This window comes from Armatimonadota bacterium (assembly GCA_013314775.1).
GTDB lineage: Bacteria > Armatimonadota > Zipacnadia > Zipacnadales > JABUFB01 > JABUFB01.
This window is the reverse complement of sequence record JABUFB010000016.1, coordinates 76,917-96,137: the sequence shown is the minus strand read 5'-3', so window position 1 is coordinate 96,137 and position 19,221 is coordinate 76,917. Positions and strand designations below refer to the sequence as shown.

The 19,221-nt window shown below is 64.1% G+C and carries 17 protein-coding genes; 6 read left to right on the top strand and 11 right to left on the bottom strand.

Translation table 11 applies throughout. The annotated features are described in order from the left end of the window. Positions 1-185: 185 nt before the first annotated feature. On the top strand, positions 186-1,640 hold the full coding sequence (locus HPY44_19505; GenBank protein NSW58200.1) for a hypothetical protein: 1,455 nt from the start codon (positions 186-188) through the stop codon (positions 1,638-1,640). Positions 1,641-1,715: 75 nt separating this feature from the next. On the opposite strand, the gene HPY44_19500 is transcribed toward HPY44_19505, so the two are convergent. From HPY44_19500 to HPY44_19480, 5 genes are all read right to left on the bottom strand, one after another. Then, on the bottom strand, positions 1,716-3,857 hold the full coding sequence (locus HPY44_19500) for a metallophosphoesterase (protein NSW58199.1): 2,142 nt from the start codon (positions 3,855-3,857) through the stop codon (positions 1,716-1,718). A 123-nt stretch (positions 3,858-3,980) separates the two neighbouring features. Continuing rightward, the gene (locus HPY44_19495) at positions 3,981-4,838 is read right to left on the bottom strand and encodes a nitroreductase family protein (GenBank protein NSW58198.1); all 858 of its coding nucleotides are present in this window, start codon (positions 4,836-4,838) and stop codon (positions 3,981-3,983) included. 25 nt (positions 4,839-4,863) lie between these two features. Continuing rightward, positions 4,864-5,502 (bottom strand): hypothetical protein, encoded by a 639-nt coding sequence (locus HPY44_19490; protein ID NSW58197.1) that lies wholly within the window; start codon positions 5,500-5,502, stop codon positions 4,864-4,866. Between the two features lie 20 nt (positions 5,503-5,522). Continuing rightward, on the bottom strand, positions 5,523-5,723 hold the full coding sequence (locus HPY44_19485; GenBank protein NSW58196.1) for a hypothetical protein: 201 nt from the start codon (positions 5,721-5,723) through the stop codon (positions 5,523-5,525). 3 nt (positions 5,724-5,726) lie between these two features. After that, positions 5,727-7,256 (bottom strand): sodium:solute symporter family protein, encoded by a 1,530-nt coding sequence (locus tag HPY44_19480; GenBank protein NSW58195.1) that lies wholly within the window; start codon positions 7,254-7,256, stop codon positions 5,727-5,729. Positions 7,257-7,446: 190 nt separating this feature from the next. On the opposite strand from HPY44_19480, the gene HPY44_19475 reads away from it, so the two are divergent. Further along, positions 7,447-8,487: a histone deacetylase gene (locus HPY44_19475; protein ID NSW58194.1), complete on the top strand. Its 1,041-nt coding sequence runs from the start codon at positions 7,447-7,449 to the stop codon at positions 8,485-8,487. Between the two features lie 93 nt (positions 8,488-8,580). Here HPY44_19475 and HPY44_19470 read toward each other — a convergent pair whose 3' ends face one another. Continuing rightward, the gene (locus HPY44_19470; protein ID NSW58193.1) at positions 8,581-8,958 is read right to left on the bottom strand and encodes a hypothetical protein; all 378 of its coding nucleotides are present in this window, start codon (positions 8,956-8,958) and stop codon (positions 8,581-8,583) included. Between the two features lie 116 nt (positions 8,959-9,074). Then, positions 9,075-10,049 (bottom strand): hypothetical protein, encoded by a 975-nt coding sequence (locus HPY44_19465; GenBank protein ID NSW58192.1) that lies wholly within the window; start codon positions 10,047-10,049, stop codon positions 9,075-9,077. A gap of 137 nt (positions 10,050-10,186) precedes the next feature. Here HPY44_19465 and HPY44_19460 point away from each other — a divergent pair, with 137 nt between their 5' ends. The 3 genes from HPY44_19460 (at position 10,187) to HPY44_19450 (ending at position 12,872) form a co-directional block, all read left to right on the top strand. After that, entirely contained in the window at positions 10,187-11,824 is a 1,638-nt protein-coding gene (locus HPY44_19460; GenBank protein ID NSW58191.1) for a helix-turn-helix domain-containing protein, read from the top strand. Positions 11,825-11,826: 2 nt separating this feature from the next. Next, a complete protein-coding gene (locus tag HPY44_19455; protein NSW58190.1) occupies positions 11,827-12,243 on the top strand; it encodes a carboxypeptidase regulatory-like domain-containing protein in 417 nt (138 codons plus the stop codon). A gap of 164 nt (positions 12,244-12,407) precedes the next feature. Then, positions 12,408-12,872, top strand: a complete 465-nt coding sequence (locus tag HPY44_19450; GenBank protein NSW58189.1) for a sporulation protein — start codon at positions 12,408-12,410, stop codon at positions 12,870-12,872. A 13-nt stretch (positions 12,873-12,885) separates the two neighbouring features. On the opposite strand, the gene HPY44_19445 is transcribed toward HPY44_19450, so the two are convergent. Together HPY44_19445 and HPY44_19440 are read right to left on the bottom strand one after the other, a co-directional pair. Continuing rightward, complete coding sequence (locus HPY44_19445) at positions 12,886-13,689, bottom strand: SDR family oxidoreductase (protein ID NSW58188.1); 804 nt, start codon at positions 13,687-13,689, stop codon at positions 12,886-12,888. Positions 13,690-13,827: 138 nt separating this feature from the next. Next, a complete protein-coding gene (locus HPY44_19440) occupies positions 13,828-15,138 on the bottom strand; it encodes a PQQ-like beta-propeller repeat protein (protein NSW58187.1) in 1,311 nt (436 codons plus the stop codon). 95 nt (positions 15,139-15,233) lie between these two features. Here HPY44_19440 and HPY44_19435 point away from each other — a divergent pair, with 95 nt between their 5' ends. Then, complete coding sequence (locus HPY44_19435) at positions 15,234-16,055, top strand: sugar phosphate isomerase/epimerase (protein NSW58186.1); 822 nt, start codon at positions 15,234-15,236, stop codon at positions 16,053-16,055. 12 nt (positions 16,056-16,067) lie between these two features. Here the strand turns inward: HPY44_19435 and HPY44_19430 are convergent, their stop codons facing one another. Together HPY44_19430 and HPY44_19425 are read right to left on the bottom strand one after the other, a co-directional pair. Continuing rightward, on the bottom strand, positions 16,068-17,408 hold the full coding sequence (locus HPY44_19430) for a hypothetical protein (protein ID NSW58185.1): 1,341 nt from the start codon (positions 17,406-17,408) through the stop codon (positions 16,068-16,070). A gap of 185 nt (positions 17,409-17,593) precedes the next feature. Then, on the bottom strand, positions 17,594-19,084 hold the full coding sequence (locus tag HPY44_19425; protein NSW58184.1) for a sulfatase-like hydrolase/transferase: 1,491 nt from the start codon (positions 19,082-19,084) through the stop codon (positions 17,594-17,596). Between the last annotated feature and the right edge of the window lie 137 nt (positions 19,085-19,221).

Here is a 19,221-nt window from a genome sequence, read left to right as displayed (position 1 = left end):
TCCTGCCGATCGGTGGAGCGGGTCGACTTCGAGGGTCTCTCGCTCGCCCGGTGGTCAACGGCGACGCAATGAGGGCATATTCCGCACCGGCGCCCCGGGTCCCTGCCTCTCGGCCGGGCAGGTTTCGGTGCCTCTGTGCGGGAATTGGGTATGCCGGGTGACATCCGCATCGGAGACTTTCTACCATGCGTCTTCTTCCTGCTCTGCTTGCTGGTATCCTCGGCGCCAGCGTGGTCTCGCTTGCATCCGCACAGCCCGAGACCATGCGAATTGGCGTCTGCTGCCATCCGGGCCACACGAAGCTCATGCCCACTGGCTGGGACCAGGTTTTCGCCTGGGTAAGCGGCTGCGGCATGGACCTGTGCCGCATCGACTGGGGAGCAGACTGGGCGCTGAACGATGAGATTCTCCAGGCTGCAGAAAGGGCCGGAGTCGAGCTGCTCCCGGTCCTGTTTCCACCCGCGCCCGCTGAGGACACTGAGGACGCCTGGTATGCCGCGAGTCTCACATACGGGCGGCAGTGTGGCGAGCGATATCGGGGCAGGATACGCTACTTCGAGCTGAGCAACGAGCGAGACTGCCGGTGCATGACAAAGTGGCCCGGTGGGGGTGATCGCGACGGGGCAGCAATGACGGACTACGACGAGGCCCTCTACGCGCCAATTCGCGGGATGATGCGCGGGCTGTCAGAGGGCCTGAAGCAGACTCACCCGGACTGCGTCACCATGATCGACACCGCGGGCTGGCTGCATTTCGGGTTCATCGACCTGCTGGTGCGCGACAAGGTGCCTTTCGACGTGGTTGCCTGGCACTGGTATTCCGAGATGGGCGACCCCTTGCGGGAGATCACCTCGTACTCGGGTAAGTACCGCCTCCTGGAACGAATTGGCCAGTGGGGCAGGCCGATCTGGTTCACCGAAGGCAACCGGCGGAACGGGGCGCTGGACGGCGCGGAACGTGAACAGGCAGAGTACCTCGAACAGACCATCAGGGCTCTCTCCGGAACGGGCAAGGTGGATGCCTACGTGGTCTACGAGTTGTTCGACGAACCCTACCTGCTGGCGCACGGCGGTGAGGTCTGTTATGGGATCGTCCACTGCGAGTGGGGTCTGAGTCTCGGGCAGGAATTCCCCGGTGCGAAAGCGTCGATCAGCCTGCAGGAAAACGAAGGCGTCAAGAGGTTGGCGCTGGATTGGGATTTCTCGGTAGGCGGTCGGTACGTCTCGATGAACTGGCTCCCGCGGAACCCGGTGGAGGCCGACGAGATGCGCCTGCGAATCCGAGGGGAGCCGGGAGAAGTGGAAATGCTGGTGCGGTTCGTGGACGCCGGCGGTCAACACCTGCAACTGTCGCCGAGGGTCCGTCTCACCGGCCAGTGGCAAGAAATCAGTGTTCCTGCGCGCGCGCCCTGGAATGACCACTGGGCGGGCGCCGATGACGGAACCGTGCACCAGCCCCTCCGGGGTGTCTGGATCGGGGTGCAGAGAGGCCACGCGGTCCTCGGCAGGCTGGAACTCGCCTGGGCCGAGCTGATGAGAGGCGGCGAGATAGCCTACGCATTTGACTTCAACACGGACCCGGTCTTCACGCCCAGACCTGCCTGGGAGCGGCTGAAAGCGATGTCCGCGAGCAAGCAGTGACAGCCCGGCCGGCGCGCGTCTGCGGTACTTCCCCGCAGCCGGCGCCGGCCCACTCGGTCATTGCTCCATTGTGGCTTATCCCTCCGGCACGAAGGGCAGCAGGTGGAAGGTGCACTCCGGCGCGGCCGCAGGCTTTCCATCCCCCAGGGCGATGTCCTTCTCGGCGCTGAGAAACTGTCGGTCACCGATCTTCAAGCTCAGCGTGGCCACGCTGAAGTCCGCCAGATCGTTTTCAGCGACCTTCCCCGCTCCCACCGTCACCGCAAGAGGGCCTTTGAGCGCATCCGCCGGCACGGTGAGGGTCGCGGTCTGGCGCTTGTCCGATGCCGCCACGTCGCCCAGCTTCACGCCGTTCATCATCACCCACGTTGGCGCAGCGCTGGCTCCCAGTGTCACCGAAAGCGTGCCTTCGGCAGCGTCCGCAGCGGTGTTCACTTCCGCCAGGTTGAAGGTGAACTCCGCCGGACGGCCCTCATCGTTGTCCCCCAGCCATTGCTCGCGCTGCACCGTCTCGTTGGCAACCAACTGGCGATTGCCAACGGTCAGGCTCATTGCACAAATGCGGAAGTCGTCCAGATTCGGGTTGTCGGGAGGAGTGCCCTGCGCGGTGATGGTGACCTGCGCCGGTCCCTTGAGCGCCTCGGCCGGGATGGGCATCTCGATCCAGCGGTCCACGATCCCCTCATCCACGGGCATCCGGAAACTCTGACCGCCGATGGTCACAAGGTTGGCGGCGTGCTGGTTCACAATGAAGAAGCGCAGCTTCCCATCCTGACTGCCGTCAAGTTCGGCGGCAGGCAATGGAACATACATGGGATTGTTCAGCGTGACCGACGGGCCCTGACTGTCGGCGGTCACGGCCTTCGCGCGCAGGCCGTAGAACCCGCCGACGTTCCCGTTTTCCACGAAACCTTCGATCTCCGCTTCTCGCCAGGCTCCGCCACCACGCACTTCGGCCGGAGCGCTGAAGGTCATGCCCGCGAAGTGCAGGTCGAAGCCTGTGATCTCGCGGGCCGGGTCGAACGCGGCGATGTTAGCCTCGATGCGCCGGGTCGCCGGATCCCACTGGACACTCTGGAACTCAGCGGCACTCTCAGCCCACTCGCCGCGGTAGATGGTCTCGATTGATCCCTCGGGCGTGACCCAGATTAGCCTGTATCCCGGAGCGCTCCCGTCAGGGCAAGGGTTCTTCCGTTCCGGACCAGCCCACCAGGACCCCGAAACCGCGCCGCTCTCCCAGACACGAGCGCCGGCGAAGTCGTAGGTCTTCACCTCGTGGGTATGCCCCGCGAACATGCCGATGACAGGCCGGTTCTGCAGCAGCGCGGCGAAGGCGTCACGGTTCGCGAACCCCCGCGGCGGCTCGTGCATGAACACACAGATGGGCGTGTCCGGCGGGACGTGGAACAGGTCCTGCTTCAGCCACTCAAGCTCTACATCGGTCAGGCCGTCGCGGTAACCGCCGCCCACTTTGCCGGGTGTGTTCACGCGTGTTGCGTGCAGCAGCACGAAATGCATTCCCGCGTTGTCGAAGCTGTAGTAGAGCGGTCCTCGCAGGCGGCTGTAGGCGCCCTCGCCGAGGAGACTCTGGTCGCCTTCGAAAGACTTCGCGCCGGTTCCGCACATCTCGTGATTGCCGGGCAAGCTGAGGACGGGGACGGGTAGCGGGCTGATCCCGGCCTGGAACGCGGAATACAGCTCGCGCACACGGGCCTCTGTGGTGGCCCCGTTGACATCCATCACCAGGTCGCCGGTGGCGATGACGAACCGGGGGTTGAGGCCGGCGATCTGTTCGGCGACCTGCTTGATCAGGTGGACGGTGTCGGGCAGAGTGTGGACGTCGGTGATCTGGACAATCAATGCCCCTGGTTTCAGTTCATCACCAACGGGAGAGCGCAAAGCGAAGTCCAGCCCTGTGCGAGGGGTTGCGCCTTCAACACCCTCCCAGAAGCGGTTCGCGGTGGGCCAATAGCCGGCGTGCCAGCTCACGCGAATCACAGTGTACTCGTCGGGGGGATTCAGCGTGTATGAGCCGTCGTCGCGCGTGCAGGTGACGGTGATCCCGTCGCTGATGCGCACGCCTGGAAGCCCGGGCTCATCGGTTTCCCGCTGGCCGTTTGCATTGCGGTCGTAGTAGACGGTCCCCGTGACCTGCGCGGCCTGGGACAGTCCGCAGAGCAGTGACAGAAGGACAGCAGCCATCAGGATTGGTCTCATGAGGTGACCTCCGGGGGTAAGGTCGGGATTGGGCGCGAAGATGCCTGTGCACAGGTCCATCATCTGCCGCGGGTGTTATTGGGGGATGAAGTCCGGCTTATGGTTACCTTAGGGCTTACGGTCTCAGCGCCAGTCCACCTTTGGAGGGCGACGGGCCGGGATGCGCGTGAAACCTTCAGCGGGGTGCCCAAGCACAACCACCGCGTGCACCTGATTGCCGGGCCCGATGCCCAGGTGCTCGCGCAGGTCCGGCCTGATGCGCAGCGCATCCGAAGCGTACCCGGTAATGCAGGTCCCCAGGCCCCGCGCCCAGGCAGCCAGGACGATTGCCAAGGTTGCATAGTGACATGCAGACGCGGGCATCACCTGATCTTCGGCGGCGTGGATGACGATGACCACGGGCGCGTCAAAGAACAGGCGGTCGCGGCCGGTGTCCACGGCTTTCACGAACGCCGGCACTGCGGCGAGCATGTGGGGGTGTGTTGCGGTCTCCGGATCCGCGCCCAGTTCGGCCAGCCGCACATCACGGTTTGCTTTGTCCGCCAGGGCTTCGCCGAACGCCCGGTAGTGGGCCTCTATCCTCTCGCGCAGTTCGGCAACCTGATCAGGATCAGTGAGTACCACATATTCCTGCGGCTGGCAGTTCGCGGCCGTCGGGACCCACGCCGCTGCCTGCAGGATCGCCTCGACCTCCTCACGCAGAACCGGTTCGTCCGTGTACCGCCGCACCGTGCGGCGGGTTTGCATCAGGGCCGTCAGCGCCTCAGGTTCGAGGGCAGAAGAGGCCGCAGATGCGAGTTCCTTGCCCTCTTCGTCCACGATGGCGCCCGTGGGACAAATGGCGATGCAATGTCCGCACTCGATGCAGGCCACGCGCCCAATTTTGATGAAGTCGCCCTTGCTGCGCACCATCTCGCTGGGGCAGGTGGGAATACACCAGCCGCACATCGTGCACTTGTCGGCGTCCACGGTCAGCTTCAAGGCGATCCTCCTGTGCTCACCGCGGTCAGGGAGCTCCCGGACCCTCCCGCAGTTCCTGTATCTTTACATCATCCAGGAACACGGTGGTAGTTCGCAGTTCCTGGATAGTCTCGATCACCAGGTCCAGTTCTCCGTCCTCCGGCGCAGTGAAGACCGCGCTTACCACACGCGCGAAAGGCACGTGATACTCGTCCTTGCGCGCCACCGGCGGCACCTCGTGAGGCGAGACAATGATTCTGTCGCCCAGCCGCACTCGAACCACCGGCCAGCCGTCTCCCTGCCGCTGCACCCGGCCGTTCTCGCGGAAAGTGACCACGTACCGGTGGCCCTTTTCAAACCCTGCGATGCGTTGCGTGATACTCCCCGGGCCCTGGATGAGGGCGATCTGCCGGCCATGAGGGATCGCACCGTTGTCGAAGAAAGGTGAGGCCGGGCCCGAGCGTTTCTCGGCGTCCTTCCAGATGGGGTTGATGCCCACATTGCCTGACGCCTCCCAGCCGGTGATCCGGTTCCGGTGCTGGGCGCACAGTCCGGGGGATTTCGTGTAGGCATCGGCCTCGAAGCTCCCGTTGACCACCTGCGGCGCCGCCAATAGTTCTGAACCTGTGGCAAGGAAGGCTAGTACAAACAGTGCCGCCAGTGGCATTGCAGCGCGGTTTGCCATGCCGTCAACTCCCCGCTTCCTCAGCTCTCGTCGGCCTGTGCGGCTTCCTCGGCCATCTCGGCCTCCACAGCTTCCTGTTCCTCATGACGGATCTTCAGCGATGAGAGCATCGCCACGAGGTCGGCCCCACCAAACATGATGACGAGTACGGAGAGCAGCGCAAAGACGGCCAGCCCTCCGAACCAGACCACAGCCCACAGTGAGACCCAGAAGTCCTGCATGGTCTATTCCTCCTTCTTCGGGGCGTCTGGGAACAGGGATGAGAGAAGGAACATGACGACGCACGCCGAAGCGGCCACCGCAAGCCCCACGACTTCGCTGGGCCAACTGACGCCGAATATCTGCTGCACCGGCTTCAGGCCCAGGATGGTGAAGAAGCCGCAGATGAAGGCCCCATAGGCGCCCGCCTTGCTGGCGCGTTTCCAGTAGACTCCCCCAACCAGTGTCGCGAAGGCCCCGGTGAAGTAGATCGCGCCGGTGACGGCCATGTAGTCCCACAGGTCTTCACTGAGCGGGTACCATAGACCCCAGACCAGCAGGAAGACGGCCACCAGCATCATGATGCCCCGGGCGATGTTGATCCGGGTCTTTGCAGCCACATGCCCGCCCATGAGGGGCGCGATGACGTCCTGGGTAATCACCGCGCTCCAGGTGTGCAGGTATGTGTTGTAGGTAGACATCGCCGCCGCCAGCATCCCCGCCGTGAGCAGGCCGATGAACCCGGCGGGCAGCAGATTGGCCAGTGCGATGGGCATGGCGCGAAGTTGGAGGCTGGAATCTGCTGAGCCTGTCTCGGGCAGGAAGATCTCGCGCAGAGACGGGTGTCCAGCGACATATGCCAGGCCGACGATGCCCCAGAAGTAGGGGATCAAGAACCGCACGAGAAAGCCCACCGAACCCCAGACATAGGTGCGCCGCACCACCTTTTCGCTCTCGGCGCTGGTGGCGCGCATGACTGATGTCTGCCAAACGCATGCGCTGATGAAGCCCAGGAACAGCATCCAGACCAGATAAGTGGGCCCGAGGCCGCTCTCTTTCATGAGCGGGTTGAAGCCCGCTTCACCCTTGAGTTCCGACACCGCCGATACCAGGTCGCTCCACCCGAAATGCTGCATGAGCAGGATCGAAGTGACCACCAGCCCGATGGACATCACCACGTACTGAAGGTAGTCAGTGAGCACGACGGAGATCATCCCGCCCAGCATCGTATACAAGAGCACCAGGGCCAGGATGATGGTCATCGCAATTTTCAGCTGGCCCTCCTGATGCATCCCCATCACGCTGGTGACGAAGATGGAGTCAGCCTTGAGGAACATCCCCATGTTCAGGATACCCGAGGCGGCGAGGATAATCGCGCCGATGACCCGGACGCCTCTGCTGAAGCGCACCTCGTAAAACTCGGGAATGGTCATCACGCCGTGGTGCCGCAGAGGGACGACAATGAACCCCGTCATCCCCACAATGAGGCCGGCAGCCGCCGCAAGCACCGCTATGGCGAAGGCCGCGAAAGCACAGGTAAAGCCTTTCTGAGCCGAGTACATGACCGTGACCAGGCCCAGCTCCGTAGCGATCATCGAAGCGACGCCAAGGTACGTGCGCACCGACCGTCCAGCCACCACGTAGTCTTCCATGTCGCGGATGTAGCGCATCGCCCACATCCCGAGCAGTGTGGATACCACCAGGAAGACCACAGTGATGCCCCAGTCGGCATCACCGAAATTGGTGTGCAACTGCAGTTTCGCGAGGGCATCCATGAGGCGAGAACCTCGGCGAGGGGCACTATCGCCCGGGTTGCGCGGCAGTCAGCAACTCATGGGGTTTCGCTAAGGGGACTCGGATTCCTTCCCTGGCACCAAACCGATTCAGGGACCAATGGCGCCCGGATTACTGGCTCGTTTCAACATCGTGTATAATCACCGCACTCTCCCGGAAGGAGCGCGCTGCATGGTTGGGATTATCAGCGACCCGGTATTTCTCAAGCACAACATCCCCGGACATCCCGAGAGCCCCGACCGTCTGCGGGCGATCCTGGATCACCTCGACGCCTCCGGGCTCTTGGCTGATACCCGATCTCTGCCCTTTGAGCCTGCCACCCGCGAGCAGCTTCTCCGGCTCCATTCCGAAGAGCATCTGGCATCCCTGGATCGCGCCTGCGCCACGGGGCGCGCGGAGTTCACCATCGACACCCTCGCCATGGCGGACACCTGCGCGGCAGCGTACGCGGCGGCTGGGGCGTGCATCGCTGCGGCCAGGGCGTCCCTGAGCGACGACTGCCCGCGTTCGCTCTGCCTGGTGCGGCCACCGGGCCACCACGCGGGGGAAGACCTCATCAAAGGCTTCTGCTTCCTGAATAACATTGCGCTCGCAGCCGAGGCCGCCCTGCGCAACGGGGCAGAGCGCATCGCCATCGTAGATTTCGACGTCCACCACGGCAACGGAACCCAGGAACTCTTCTACCACCGCAGGGATGTCCTCTACATGTCGATCCACGAACACGGCCTTTTCCCGGGCACCGGATCGTATGATGAGGTGGGTGTCGAGGAAGGCGCCGGATATACCATCAATGTGCCGCTGGTCCGGGGCGCGGGGGATGCGCACTATGCCCGGGTAATGCAGGAACTCGTGGCCCCGGCATTGCGCGAGTACCAGCCCGATCTTATCCTCGTCTCCGCCGGCTACGACCCGCACCACGCCGAGCCTCTGGCCGAGATGGACTGCTCGGCGAGGGCCTTCCACGACTGGACCGCACTGCTGGCGCAGACTGCCGACGAGACGTGCTCCGGACGGCTGGTGCTGGTGCTGGAGGGGGGCTACTCGCTGGCCTGGCTGGGACCGTGCGTCGAGAACTCTCTGCGGGCGCTCATGGGGCGGGAGCCATTGGGCATCGCTGATCAGTCGCCCACACCGCATCCGGGCCAGCGCGAGATCATAGAGAACGCACTGGAACTCGTTCTCAGGACACACCGGGAGCGGCTGGGGCTTTAGCTCGCTCGGCCACCGGCCTACGGCTCGCAAAGACTATGCGGCCCCGTCTGTGCAAGCGAGGCCGCATAGTATTCCCTGAAGCTTCGAAGTGCGCTACTGCACGCGGATAGTGTCCGAACCCTCGAAGGTCAGTCCACCCGTAGTGTTTCCGATGACCACGAACGTAGCGCTGGGCGGAGCGACGAAGGGGTCCACATCCGCCTGATCGATCTTGAGCACCATCTGCCCGCGGGCATCGGCCTTGACGCAAGCTATGGGAAGGTTCGCGCCGTTAGCGGTCACCACGACGCTTGAGCGATCCACCGATGCCAGAGGCATGTCGGTGTGGATTGTGATCCACTCCGTAGGTGCACTAAGCACTAGGACCTTCGGAGCAACTGTAACGGACATGGCGATGTCTGCTGCAATGGCGGCAACGGCGGGGAACAGGGCGACGAAACACACGACTGTCAACACCATTGAGGCGCGCATTGGAACCCTCCTGATTTCCGGCTGCCGACACATCCAGTCTACCCGTGGTTTGTTGCGCTGCATTCACTGTACGCGACTGCGTCAAATCAGACTGACGCCACTACAGAATCCAGCGACTAGCCCGCCAAGAGCACGTTTACGCAGTCGCGAACCTGTTGCTGGGTCTTGAGGCGAACTTGGTCCGGGGTTCCCTCGCTGGCGCAGAGAACCTCGAGTGCCTCGGGCCCTTCCATCGTTCCGGCGTAATGGTGACGTATCCGCTGCTCAAACTGGTTGCGGACCAGGTCCCCCCCTGCCGACTGCACTGTGCCCAGGACCGCGGCCGTTGCGGCTTCTGCCACTTCCTCGGCCGTGAACTTCCGACCATTCTGCATCGCCACGGAGAGCCGCCTGCGGACCTCCGCGCCCCAACCGGTGGCGGTGGCGTCACCTGCACGCAGGCGCGCTTCCACCATGGCCACCGCGTTGTCGCAATCCCCGGGTGTGCGGGTGGCTACGGCCGTCGCTATGGCCGCCTGTGTTGCCGCCTCCAGCAGTTCGCCAGCGGTCTGGTCCACCTCGTCGGGGTTCGTGAAGTCTGGCGGGATATTGCCGGCGGTCCGGTAATGGTACCGAGTTCGCGCCTGATACTGAGCACACACGTCGTAGGCCGCGCCCTGCAGGTCCTCATCGGTGACACCCGCATCCTGCAGGGACTCGACCACTGCGGCCGCGATTGTGCTATCCTGGTCCACGTCGGCCCGGCAATTGCCGCCGCGCACCTGGGCGCGAGTTTTGAGCTGGGTACCATCCCGAAGGGTGGCGCGTACCATGATCGTCTGACCCGAACGGATAGGCCCGATGCTGTACTGCCCCACGCCGTCTGCCTGGCCTGATCCGAGACGGGTGCGGGTCTGGGCGTTTTCTACGGTAACCTGGCAGTACGCGGCTGGGTTCTCAGGGGCAGCGGACGTCGCAACACCGGGGGCCGTTACGGTGCCGACAATCATGGCAGTTCCAGAGGATGACCCGGCGACCTCATCACCACCCCCACCACAGCCGGACAGCACACATGCAACGACGAGCAGAGCAAGCGCAAGTGCGGATTTCAAGGCTACCACTCCCGAGGAGAGAATTGGGTGAGGCTCTAAGAAGACTATACCCCCGAAACGAGAGCGATGTTCAACAGGGTTGCGATGTCGTCTATTTATAATAGACACAATGTCATTACAGATTGTCAATTGACATTATGAGTAGACGATGCTACTATCCCCCCGTGGACATCTCTACCGAAACCGGGCGGAAGCTCCTGGCAACGCGCATACAGTCCGCCATCGCCGAGGCCGGGCACGATTCCCTGGCCGCCTTCGCGCGGAAGATGGGTGTTACGCGCGGTCTCGTCCACAACTACGTGGCAGGCACAACCCTTCCTCCCCTTGATCGGCTCCAGGCCATTGCAGACTTGTGCGGAAAGCCTCTCACCTGGTTCCTCCTGGATGACCCGTCCGCAACTACCGCCGACGCCGAGAGCCTGCGCTCGGAACGAGACGCACTCCAGACGAACGTCGAAGCATTGGCAAGTCAGCTTGCATCGGAACGCGAACGCCGAGCAGCGGAGAAGGACCGGCATGACGCCGCTATGTTGGAGACGGTCCGCGAATTGTGCCTGGCATACCGAAGGTTAGGCGATACCGCAGCGCTGTTGGAGGCGGCCCCAAGACTGCTGGAGCTAGCGCGAGATCGTGGGGCATCAAAGGCTGTCCTGGAAGCCCGCCTGCACATGGGCCACGCATGGTTCGAACGCAGTGACCTGCCGCGAGCACGGGCGTCACTGGAGAAGGCTCTGGAGACCGCGCGGGATCTCGGTGACACCAGAGCTGAGAGGTCAGTCCTGCAGGAGATGGTCCGCGTCCTGCAGGCTTCCGGCAATCTCATCGCAGCCCGAGACCATGCCCTGGCGCTGGCACATTCTGACGCATGGTGGTCGCGCTGGGCGGGTCGGGTATCTCTCGCGGCGCTGGAGGATCAGGCGGGTTACCCTGACGCAGCGCAGCAGTACCTGGACGAGGCGCAGGCGATCGCTGAGGCGGACAATCAACCCCAAACATATGTCCTCACAGCCCGCACATACATCCTGTCCAACCGCGTCAACCTGGCGCTGAGTCGGGGGGACTACGGCCTCGCCGGAAGACTTCTCGCTGACCTTCGGGAGATCGCCGCCCAGGCATCCCAGCCGGACCAGGTTCGCGAGGCGGTTTTGAACGAGGCCATCGTCCTCCTGCGGACCGGACGGCTCTCAGAAGCGGCGGCGAGACTCGAAGCGCTTGGAGACTGGGCCGAACTCGCGGCAGACGCACGTCTCCAGGCGCTGGTCGAAGTGCTGCGGTCTGAAATGCTCCGCTGCCAGGCGGACTCTGATGGCGCACGCAACCACGCGCGGCTGGGTATCGAGAAAGCGATTGACGCCGGACGCGGACACGTGCTCGCCGAGGCTGAACTCGCGCTGGGGCTGGCCTATCTCGACGCCGGGAGGCCGGCCGATGCCGATTACCACATCGCCCGTGCAGAGTCGCGCGCCGCGAAGCTGCAGTGGAGACGTCTGCAACTTGCAGCCAGGCTGCAACGCGCGAGATGCCGCATGGCTGATGACCCCGCGACGGCGCTGGACACGCTGCGGACGGTCCTGCAAGATCTCCGTCAGGCAGGCTGCCGCGACTTAGAGGCTGACGCACTGGTGTTGCTCGCCCGACTGGAAAAAGGCGACCAGGCGCGTGAACACGCCCGGCAGGCGGTCGAAATTGCGCGGGAGATCGGCTACTTCTGGGGCGAGAGACAGGCTCTGCCGGCAATCGCGTCTATGGATCGCCCGACGAAAGGGGATCAGTGACGATGAAGGCGACAGGTCAGGGCATCGCCGGACTGATGGCGTTCTTCGTTCTTTCGGCGCTGGTGGGCTGCGGGGGTGAGGCCGTGCTTCTGAGCTACATCGGCGGCGGCCTGCCGCCGGGCGAACCGGACATCGGCGGTGTGGTGCTGGCCGCAGCTCCAACAACCGCATCGGTGAACGCGGCCGCTGGTGAGACCCCGGTTGTGGGTGCGACGGTTGAGCTGTTCAAAGGCTCTCACCGGGTTGGACAGACGGTGACAGGCGCAGGCGGCTACTTCCGGTTCGAGAACCCCGCTTCCGGCCGGTACCGGTTGCAGGTGACACCACCTGCCGGATCTGGGCTGCGAGCCGCACAGCGCGACCTGGACCACCAGTATGGACGCCAGACCTTCGTGGAGATCGTCCTGCAAAGAGACTGAACGGACAGACCATTTCCGCCAGATACTGGGACGGGCAGCGTCGCCGGGCACCGGAGATCGCCTGCCCGTCTCTCCCTGTTCCCCACTCCTGAAGGTCTGTCGCGGCAGCGCATGGAACCCGATTCCTGCCGCGGAGACTTTCATGCTTCCCCAGGGAGGCAACCATGCGTTTCCCGGTCCGCATCAGCGGTGGGCCTGCCACGGTGGCGCTGGAATTGGATAAGCTCGTGTACATGCCCGGCGAGGCGATCAACATCCGGCTGAACATCACTGCGAACAGCGACGTCGAGGCAAAGTCCGCGCTGGTCAGGCTTACGGGTGAGGAGGAAGTGCGGTTCGAAGTGCCCGTATTTGACGAGAAGGGCGAAGAGACCGGAGACAAGGACGACTACAAGCGGGTGCAGACTCTGGACACCGAGCAGCGCATTCCCGGCCCGATCAAGCTGTCGGCGGGTCAGCAACAGGTGCTCAAGGTCCAACTCCACGTCCCGGTGAACGCGCCGCCCACGTACTCGGGGCCGAACGCCACCCACCGGTATCAGCTCTCGGGCGCGCTGGACGTGGCCTGGAGCACCAACCCGAGCGACACCACGGACATCATCGTGGGCCTGGCGAGGCCAGGCGGGTAGTCATTCTCCCCATTCAGATGAAGATGCCCGGCGGAGACAACTGCGCCGTGGACCCGCCGTCCACGCACAGCGTCTGCCCGGTGATGTATGAGGCCTGGGAGCTTGCCAGGAAAGCCACGGCGGCGGCGATCTCGTCGCTGCTTCCGTAGCGCTGCATAGGAACGTACGGCTGGCGGACGGTCTCCAAAGGCGTGCCCGCCGGGATACCCTTGCGCCGGATGGGACCCGGCGCAACTGAGTTCACCCGGATCCCCGCCGGCGCCAATTCCAGGGCCAGCGAGCGCACGAAGGCCTCAATGGCGCCTTTGCTGCTGTCGTAGGCGAGCATCCGGTGGTGCGATTGCAGCGCGCCGATGGTGCTGATGAAGACCATGGCGCCACTCCCCCGCTCAAGCATCACCGGCGCGAGGCGTTTGGCCAGGAAGAAGGCGCTGTCAGCGTTGGTCGCGAGCATCCGCTGCCAGTAGTCGGTGTTCGTGTCGGACAACGCTCCGCCGCGCACCAGGGCCGCATTATGTACCAACAGATCAGGTTGCAGGCCCTCCTGCGCCATGCGCGCGAACAGTGCGTCCACTTGCGCCTCGTCGGATACGTCTGTCACCACGGGCAGAGCGAACCCACCCGCGCCCGTGATTTCCCCGGCCGTTTCGATGAGGTTCTCCTCAGTGCGCCCGCAGAGGACCACCCGCATGCCCTCGGTCCCGAGACGGACGCTGATTGCTTTGCCAATCCCTGCGCCACCACCGGTGACAAGGGCGACCTTACCCCGCAGGTCAGGATAGCACGGCGAGACAGGTGGTTCGAAGGTGTCGTTCATAGGGCGCTCCACGGTGTGATGCGTTGGTTACGGCCGGATGCACAGTTGAACGGTAACGGTGAACCGGGGCACTGACGTCGGGGTTCGCTACCCTTCGCGAAGCGCGTTCCTGTGCCCGGTCTGGCTGGTATAAGGCGTCTACTCCCTCGCCGTCAAGTCCGCGCAGACCAGTTCCTCATCATTGCGCGCAAAGACGTGCCGGTAAGCGAAGGCCGGGTGGCTCCAGCACACTCCCCCGCGGCCGTCGTACTGGCCCCTGGTCGGCTTGATAAGACGTGAGCGGCTGATCTCCTGGTAGCCCTGGGGCGAGACCCGGCCCACAATCAGCTCGCCCTTTTCGTTGAAGAACCAGACGCGGTCCCCATTGCGGACCATATGCGCATTGGCCCAGCGGTCCAGGGGGACAACCGTGGTGTCCTCCCAGAGCCGGTCTCCGGTAGCCGGGTCCAGGCAGCGCAGTTGGCCCCATGAATCGATCCCGTAGATATACCCGCCAATGAACATGGGTGTGGTCATGCAGGCGTGCAGAGCGTCGGTATTCCGCTCGTTCTGGCCCTTGCGGTGCCAGACCATCTCCACCGCCGGCTTGTCCGGGTGCAGGCGAAGCATGACGCTGCCATGCCAGAAAGCGGAGATGAACATCCACGGGCCATCCACAATGGGCGTGGCGATTGCGGGGTCGGTGCCACCCCCGGGAAAGCCCACGCTCCAGACCTGTTCCCCAGTTGCGCGGTCGATGGCGGCTATGCGGAACTTGGTCCACACCGCGACCAGCTTGCGCCCGGCCTGCTCGAACAACACTGGAGCGGCGTAAGACGCGTCATCATCCAGCGCCCGCCAGCGTTCGGCCCCTGTAGCCTTGTCGAAGGCTATCAGGCAGCCGCCGTCCTCCGCGCCGATCTGGGCGATGATCAGGTCATCCGCGATCACCGGCGACCCAGCAATGCCCCAGGTGGGCAGGCGCACGGCGTAGTCTTCCCCCGGAGTCTTCCGCCAGATGACGTCGCCGCTGTTGGCGTCAAGGCAGAGCAGGTGACCCATGGAGCCCAATTGATAGATCCGACCGTCGCTCACGGCCACGTTCGCCCGGGGCCCGGTGGTGTACGATATCTTCTTGTAGTCGCAATCATAGGCGCAGGTCCACAGCAGAGTGCCGGAATCCCACGCGAAACAGTGCACCCGCTCCTGCTCGCGAGGCCGGGTCACCCGGTCGGTGATATACACGCGTCCATTCGCCACCGTCGGTCCGCTGTATCCGCCTGCAATGGGCGCAGTCCAACGCAGGGGGATCGAACCCTGAGGAAGTGTATCGGTGATGCCGTCCTCATTCCATTCGCCGTTCCCCAGCGGGCCCCGCCAGCCGGGCCATTCGTCAGCCAAGACGCACAGGCAGAGCGAGATCGTGAGCAGAATCAGCTGGGCGCGGCGAAGGGTAGACGGAAGGGCCATGGGGGACCTCCGAGGAAGGATTCCGGAGACACATGTATTCGCCGCGTAGGGACCGGGACCTTCCGGCACCCGCGGCGCAGAGACAGGAGGCCCCCGTGAGATTCGGTGGCCCCGTTTTCGGCACAAACGACCCGGACAGTTGGGCCGAGGCACACAGACAGGCAGGTTACACGGCGGCCTACTGGCCGGACCCCGTCGAGTACCTGATGGATGATTACGTGGCCGCAGCAAGGCGCGCGAACCTCGTTATCGCCGAGGTCGGCGCCTGGTCCAACCCACTGAGCCGTGATGAGAAGACCCGCAGAGAGGCCTTCGAGCGATGTGTGAACCAATTGGCCGTCGCGGACAGGATCGGCGCGCGATGCTGCGTGAACATCGTCGGCTCGCGCGGTGACAAGTGGGACGGCCCTTGCGCCGAAGACCTCCTGCCCGAGACCTTCGACGCCATTGTCGAAACCACCCGCGCGATCATCGACGCAGTGCAGCCCACGCGGACCTTCTACACGCTGGAGACCATGCCGTGGATGCTGCCGGATTCCGCAGATAGCTACCTGCGGCTAATCCAGGCGATAGACCGTCCAGCTTGCGCGGTGCACCTGGACCCGACGAATCTGGTGAACTGCCCGGCGCGGTATTTCCGCAATGGCGACCTGATCCGGGAGTGCTTCGAGAAGCTGGGGCCATACATCCGAAGCTGCCATGCCAAGGACATCACTATGAGCGACCGGTTCATGGTGCACATCGACGAGGTCCCGCCGGGACAAGGCACGCTGGACTACCGCGTGTACCTGACGGAACTGGCGAGACTGGACCCGGACACGCCCCTGATGATGGAACACATGAGGCCCGAGCAGTTCGCGCCGGCGGCCAGGTACATCCGCAGGGTCGCGGCGGATTGCGGGGTGAGCTTGGGCTGACCGCGCAGCCCCCTACACCCTCCATACACCCGCGGCGGCGCTCTCGGAGATACGCTGCATCGCCATGTCCGGCCCGAGTTTCGTGAGGGCCTCCGCGATCGTGTCGTTCACGGCCGGCAGTGCCCCCACGGACTCGAAGAAAGCGTTCTTGCGCGGCAGGTCCATGTCGCACGCCACATAGCTCATCCCCACGAACCGTGCCATCACTGTGTGGCCGACCATAATCCGCGCGCCCCGCATGAAACTCTCGCGCAAGTCTATCAGGACCGGCCCGCCGAGATCGTCCACGAAGGGCAGGCCGGCTTTGTTCATCTCCGTGCCGATGTTTATCGGCAGGTTCATGTCATCGGCGATAGCCACGATCTCCCGCAGCTTGCCGATCTTCCTCTCCCGCGCTTCGGGGTCCTTGATGTTCCAGTTGCGGTCCGGGATGATGTTCAGCGCGGCCGCGCCCTTGGCCACCATGCACTCCAGCATGGCCCGGCCATCCTCTTCTCCCCCGCTGGTGCCGTCCAGCCAGGTGATCATGGGGATCGCATCGCAGGACAAGACCCACTGGATGAAGTCGTCCACCGGCGGGAAAGTGTCCTCGGAGGGCTGTACGTATCCGAGCCCGCCGCGCTTGGCCAGCTTTGACCGCACCAGCTCCTCGAAGTCGGGGGAATCCAGAATCGGCTCGAGATCCGCCGCGGGCTTGCCCAGTATCTCCGACCAGAATTGAGCGGTCCGCTCCGGGCTGCCGTTGACTTCGGCCGCCTTATTCACATACGCCCGGATAATATGGCGCTCAGTAGCGGCGTTCATCGGCGTGAGGGGCAGAACGTCGAGTTCGTAGTCAATGGCTATATCCGGCACGTGGGGGTTGATACGGTTCACCAGGTCCACGTTTCGAGCGCAGGCAGCGTCGCGGTAAGCACACAGGCCGGCGTGCTGCGATGTCCCGGGCGGGGGCAGAGTGACGAATCCCGCGCCCATGATGTATGTGACCCCGGGCTCGCCTGGTGAGGTGATATCCACGTCCGCATACTCCCGAAAGTACACTCGGGTCTCGAGGTTCACCGTGGAGCGCAGGCCAAGAAGCTGCCCGGCGGCCAGGAACTCCTCGAGGCCGTCCAGCACATCGAAATCGCACAAGCCGGCGGCGTAAAGGCCGGCCAAGTGGGCTGCCCAGGAGATGTGAGAGGGCGACCAGCCGTCGGCGTTGTACGAGAAGAATGAATGGCAGTGCATGTTGAGATTGTCCGTGGCGGGAGCGGTCGGTACACGCGCGGCGGCAAGCTCTTCGAGAGCTTCCCGGCGGACCTGCGGGTCGAAGTCGTCGAGGCGGGATTCGAGGGCGGTGATGTCGGACAAATCGGACGCCTGCCTTTCTGGCGTGATAGCGGTCGTAATCGGGTATTGCATTTGCGCCAAGATTACCCCGAACCGCGCGAAGGGGCAAGAGAGGGACGAACCAGGGGACTAGCATCGCGCTACGCTGTCATCTGAAGACTGCGTGCCCGTCCCACCGTGCGCGGCGACCACCACAGGCGCGGCCCTCAATACCACCGCCAGCCCATATTGCCCGGGTTGAAGGCGTCGCGCCGGTCGAGTTGTTCGTCGGAGACCCGCAGGTCGCCGGCCTCGTCCAGCATCGCCGCATCCCCGGTCTCCCGGCACCAGTCCACGAGGGCCGCGCGGTATTCGGCGGCGAGTTCCGGCCGGTCCGTCGCCAGGTTCCGCAGTTCGTGCGGATCATCTTTGCAATCATACAACTCCTCAATCCCGCCCAGTTCGTGGTAGACGTACTTGAAGCTGTGAGAGCGCACCATGTAACACTGGCGGGGTGAGTCGAGAGACTGCGAGAAGACGAGCTCGCGCGACTGGGCCGACGGGTCTCGCAGCGCAGGAGCGAGGCTGGACCCCATAACCGGCGCGCGCAGGCTGGTGCCGGTCAGTTCCGCAAGTGTGGGCAGGATATCGTGCTGGCCCACGAGTTGGGTGCCCGACGTCGCGTGAGGGGCGACCCCCGGGCCCGCATAGATTGCCGGGATACGCACCGAGCCGTCGAACATGTTGCACTTGAAGAAGCAGCCGAAATCGCCCAGCAGATCGCCGTGGTCCGCGGTGTAGACGACGAGGGTGTTGTCAGTCAAGCCCGCGTCGGACAGGAAGGACAGGATGCGGCCGATCATCTGGTCCTGGAATGTGACCATCCCGAAGTAGTGGGCCCGGGCCACCTGCACCGCCTGTGGCGAAAGCTTATCCCAGCCATAGGCCACCGGGTTGTATCGCAGCCACGGGTCGCGGTCCGCAAGCAGGTCCACAGAACCCACGGGCGGCGGGATGTCCCGCGGGTCGTAAAGGGCGTCAAAAGGTCGGGGTGGATCATACGGCGGGTGGGGCTTGGTGAAGGATGCCCAGGCGAAGAAGGGCCGGCCGGGCCGCGAAGACAGATGATCCTCGAGGTTGGCGATGGTCCGCGTCGCAACCCAGGACTCCTCATGAAGCTCCGCGGGCAGGGGTGACGGCGCGGGATGGACGTCATTGTTCCCGGTGCCATGGGCGCGCTCGTACCCGCCCCAGCCCATATCATGCAGCCAATCGTGGTAATCCTCGAGGCCGCGGGCGTCTGCGCCGGGAGAGAACTGGTGCAGAATCCGACCCTCTTCGCACAACTCCGCATGTTCGAATCCGTGGAGCAGGCGGGGCTGTCCCGGCGGCGCGTAGGGGACATAGTGCAGCTTTCCCACGGCAAGCGTGTGGTAGCCGGCATCTCGGAAATGGGCCGCGATTGTTGGCTGCCCTGACCGAATGCGACCGGAGTTGTTCTTGATGCCGGTGCAGACGTGGGAGTAGTTGCCGGTGGTTATCGTCGCCCGCCCGGGCACACAGATGGGGTTGCAGCTGAATGAGCCGTCGAAGGTCACGCCCCTCGCAGCAAGGGCATCCAGATTCGGCGTTTGGACGAAGGGGTTCCCGTTGCAGCCGAGAGCATCCCAGCGCATGTGATCGGCGGTGATGAGCAGCACATTGGGCCTGTCGGGCATGGTCAAGGGCCTCCTGGCAGGGCAAGCTGAGCATCTCTTCGCCGGACACCTCCGCGGGGCCTTTGCCGCCATGCATTTGATTGGGAACAGGACTCGTCTACTCATTCGGCGAAGTACCCATTCCGGGTAGACGAGAC

Bases quoted from the DNA above. Each gene is read 5' to 3' on its own strand.
- HPY44_19505 (NSW58200.1), top strand. From the start codon at position 186: ATGCGTCTTCTTCCTGCTCTGCTTGCTGGTATCCTCGGCGCCAGCGTG.
- HPY44_19500 (NSW58199.1), bottom strand. From the start codon at position 3,857: ATGAGACCAATCCTGATGGCTGCTGTCCTTCTGTCACTGCTCTGCGGA.
- HPY44_19490 (NSW58197.1), bottom strand. From the start codon at position 5,502: ATGGCAAACCGCGCTGCAATGCCACTGGCGGCACTGTTTGTACTAGCC.
- HPY44_19485 (NSW58196.1), bottom strand. From the start codon at position 5,723: ATGCAGGACTTCTGGGTCTCACTGTGGGCTGTGGTCTGGTTCGGAGGG.
- HPY44_19480 (NSW58195.1), bottom strand. From the start codon at position 7,256: ATGGATGCCCTCGCGAAACTGCAGTTGCACACCAATTTCGGTGATGCC.
- HPY44_19475 (NSW58194.1), top strand. From the start codon at position 7,447: ATGGTTGGGATTATCAGCGACCCGGTATTTCTCAAGCACAACATCCCC.
- HPY44_19470 (NSW58193.1), bottom strand. From the start codon at position 8,958: ATGCGCGCCTCAATGGTGTTGACAGTCGTGTGTTTCGTCGCCCTGTTC.
- HPY44_19460 (NSW58191.1), top strand. From the start codon at position 10,187: ATGAGTAGACGATGCTACTATCCCCCCGTGGACATCTCTACCGAAACC.
- HPY44_19455 (NSW58190.1), top strand. From the start codon at position 11,827: ATGAAGGCGACAGGTCAGGGCATCGCCGGACTGATGGCGTTCTTCGTT.
- HPY44_19450 (NSW58189.1), top strand. From the start codon at position 12,408: ATGCGTTTCCCGGTCCGCATCAGCGGTGGGCCTGCCACGGTGGCGCTG.
- HPY44_19445 (NSW58188.1), bottom strand. From the start codon at position 13,689: ATGAACGACACCTTCGAACCACCTGTCTCGCCGTGCTATCCTGACCTG.
- HPY44_19440 (NSW58187.1), bottom strand. From the start codon at position 15,138: ATGGCCCTTCCGTCTACCCTTCGCCGCGCCCAGCTGATTCTGCTCACG.
- HPY44_19425 (NSW58184.1), bottom strand. From the start codon at position 19,084: ATGCCCGACAGGCCCAATGTGCTGCTCATCACCGCCGATCACATGCGC.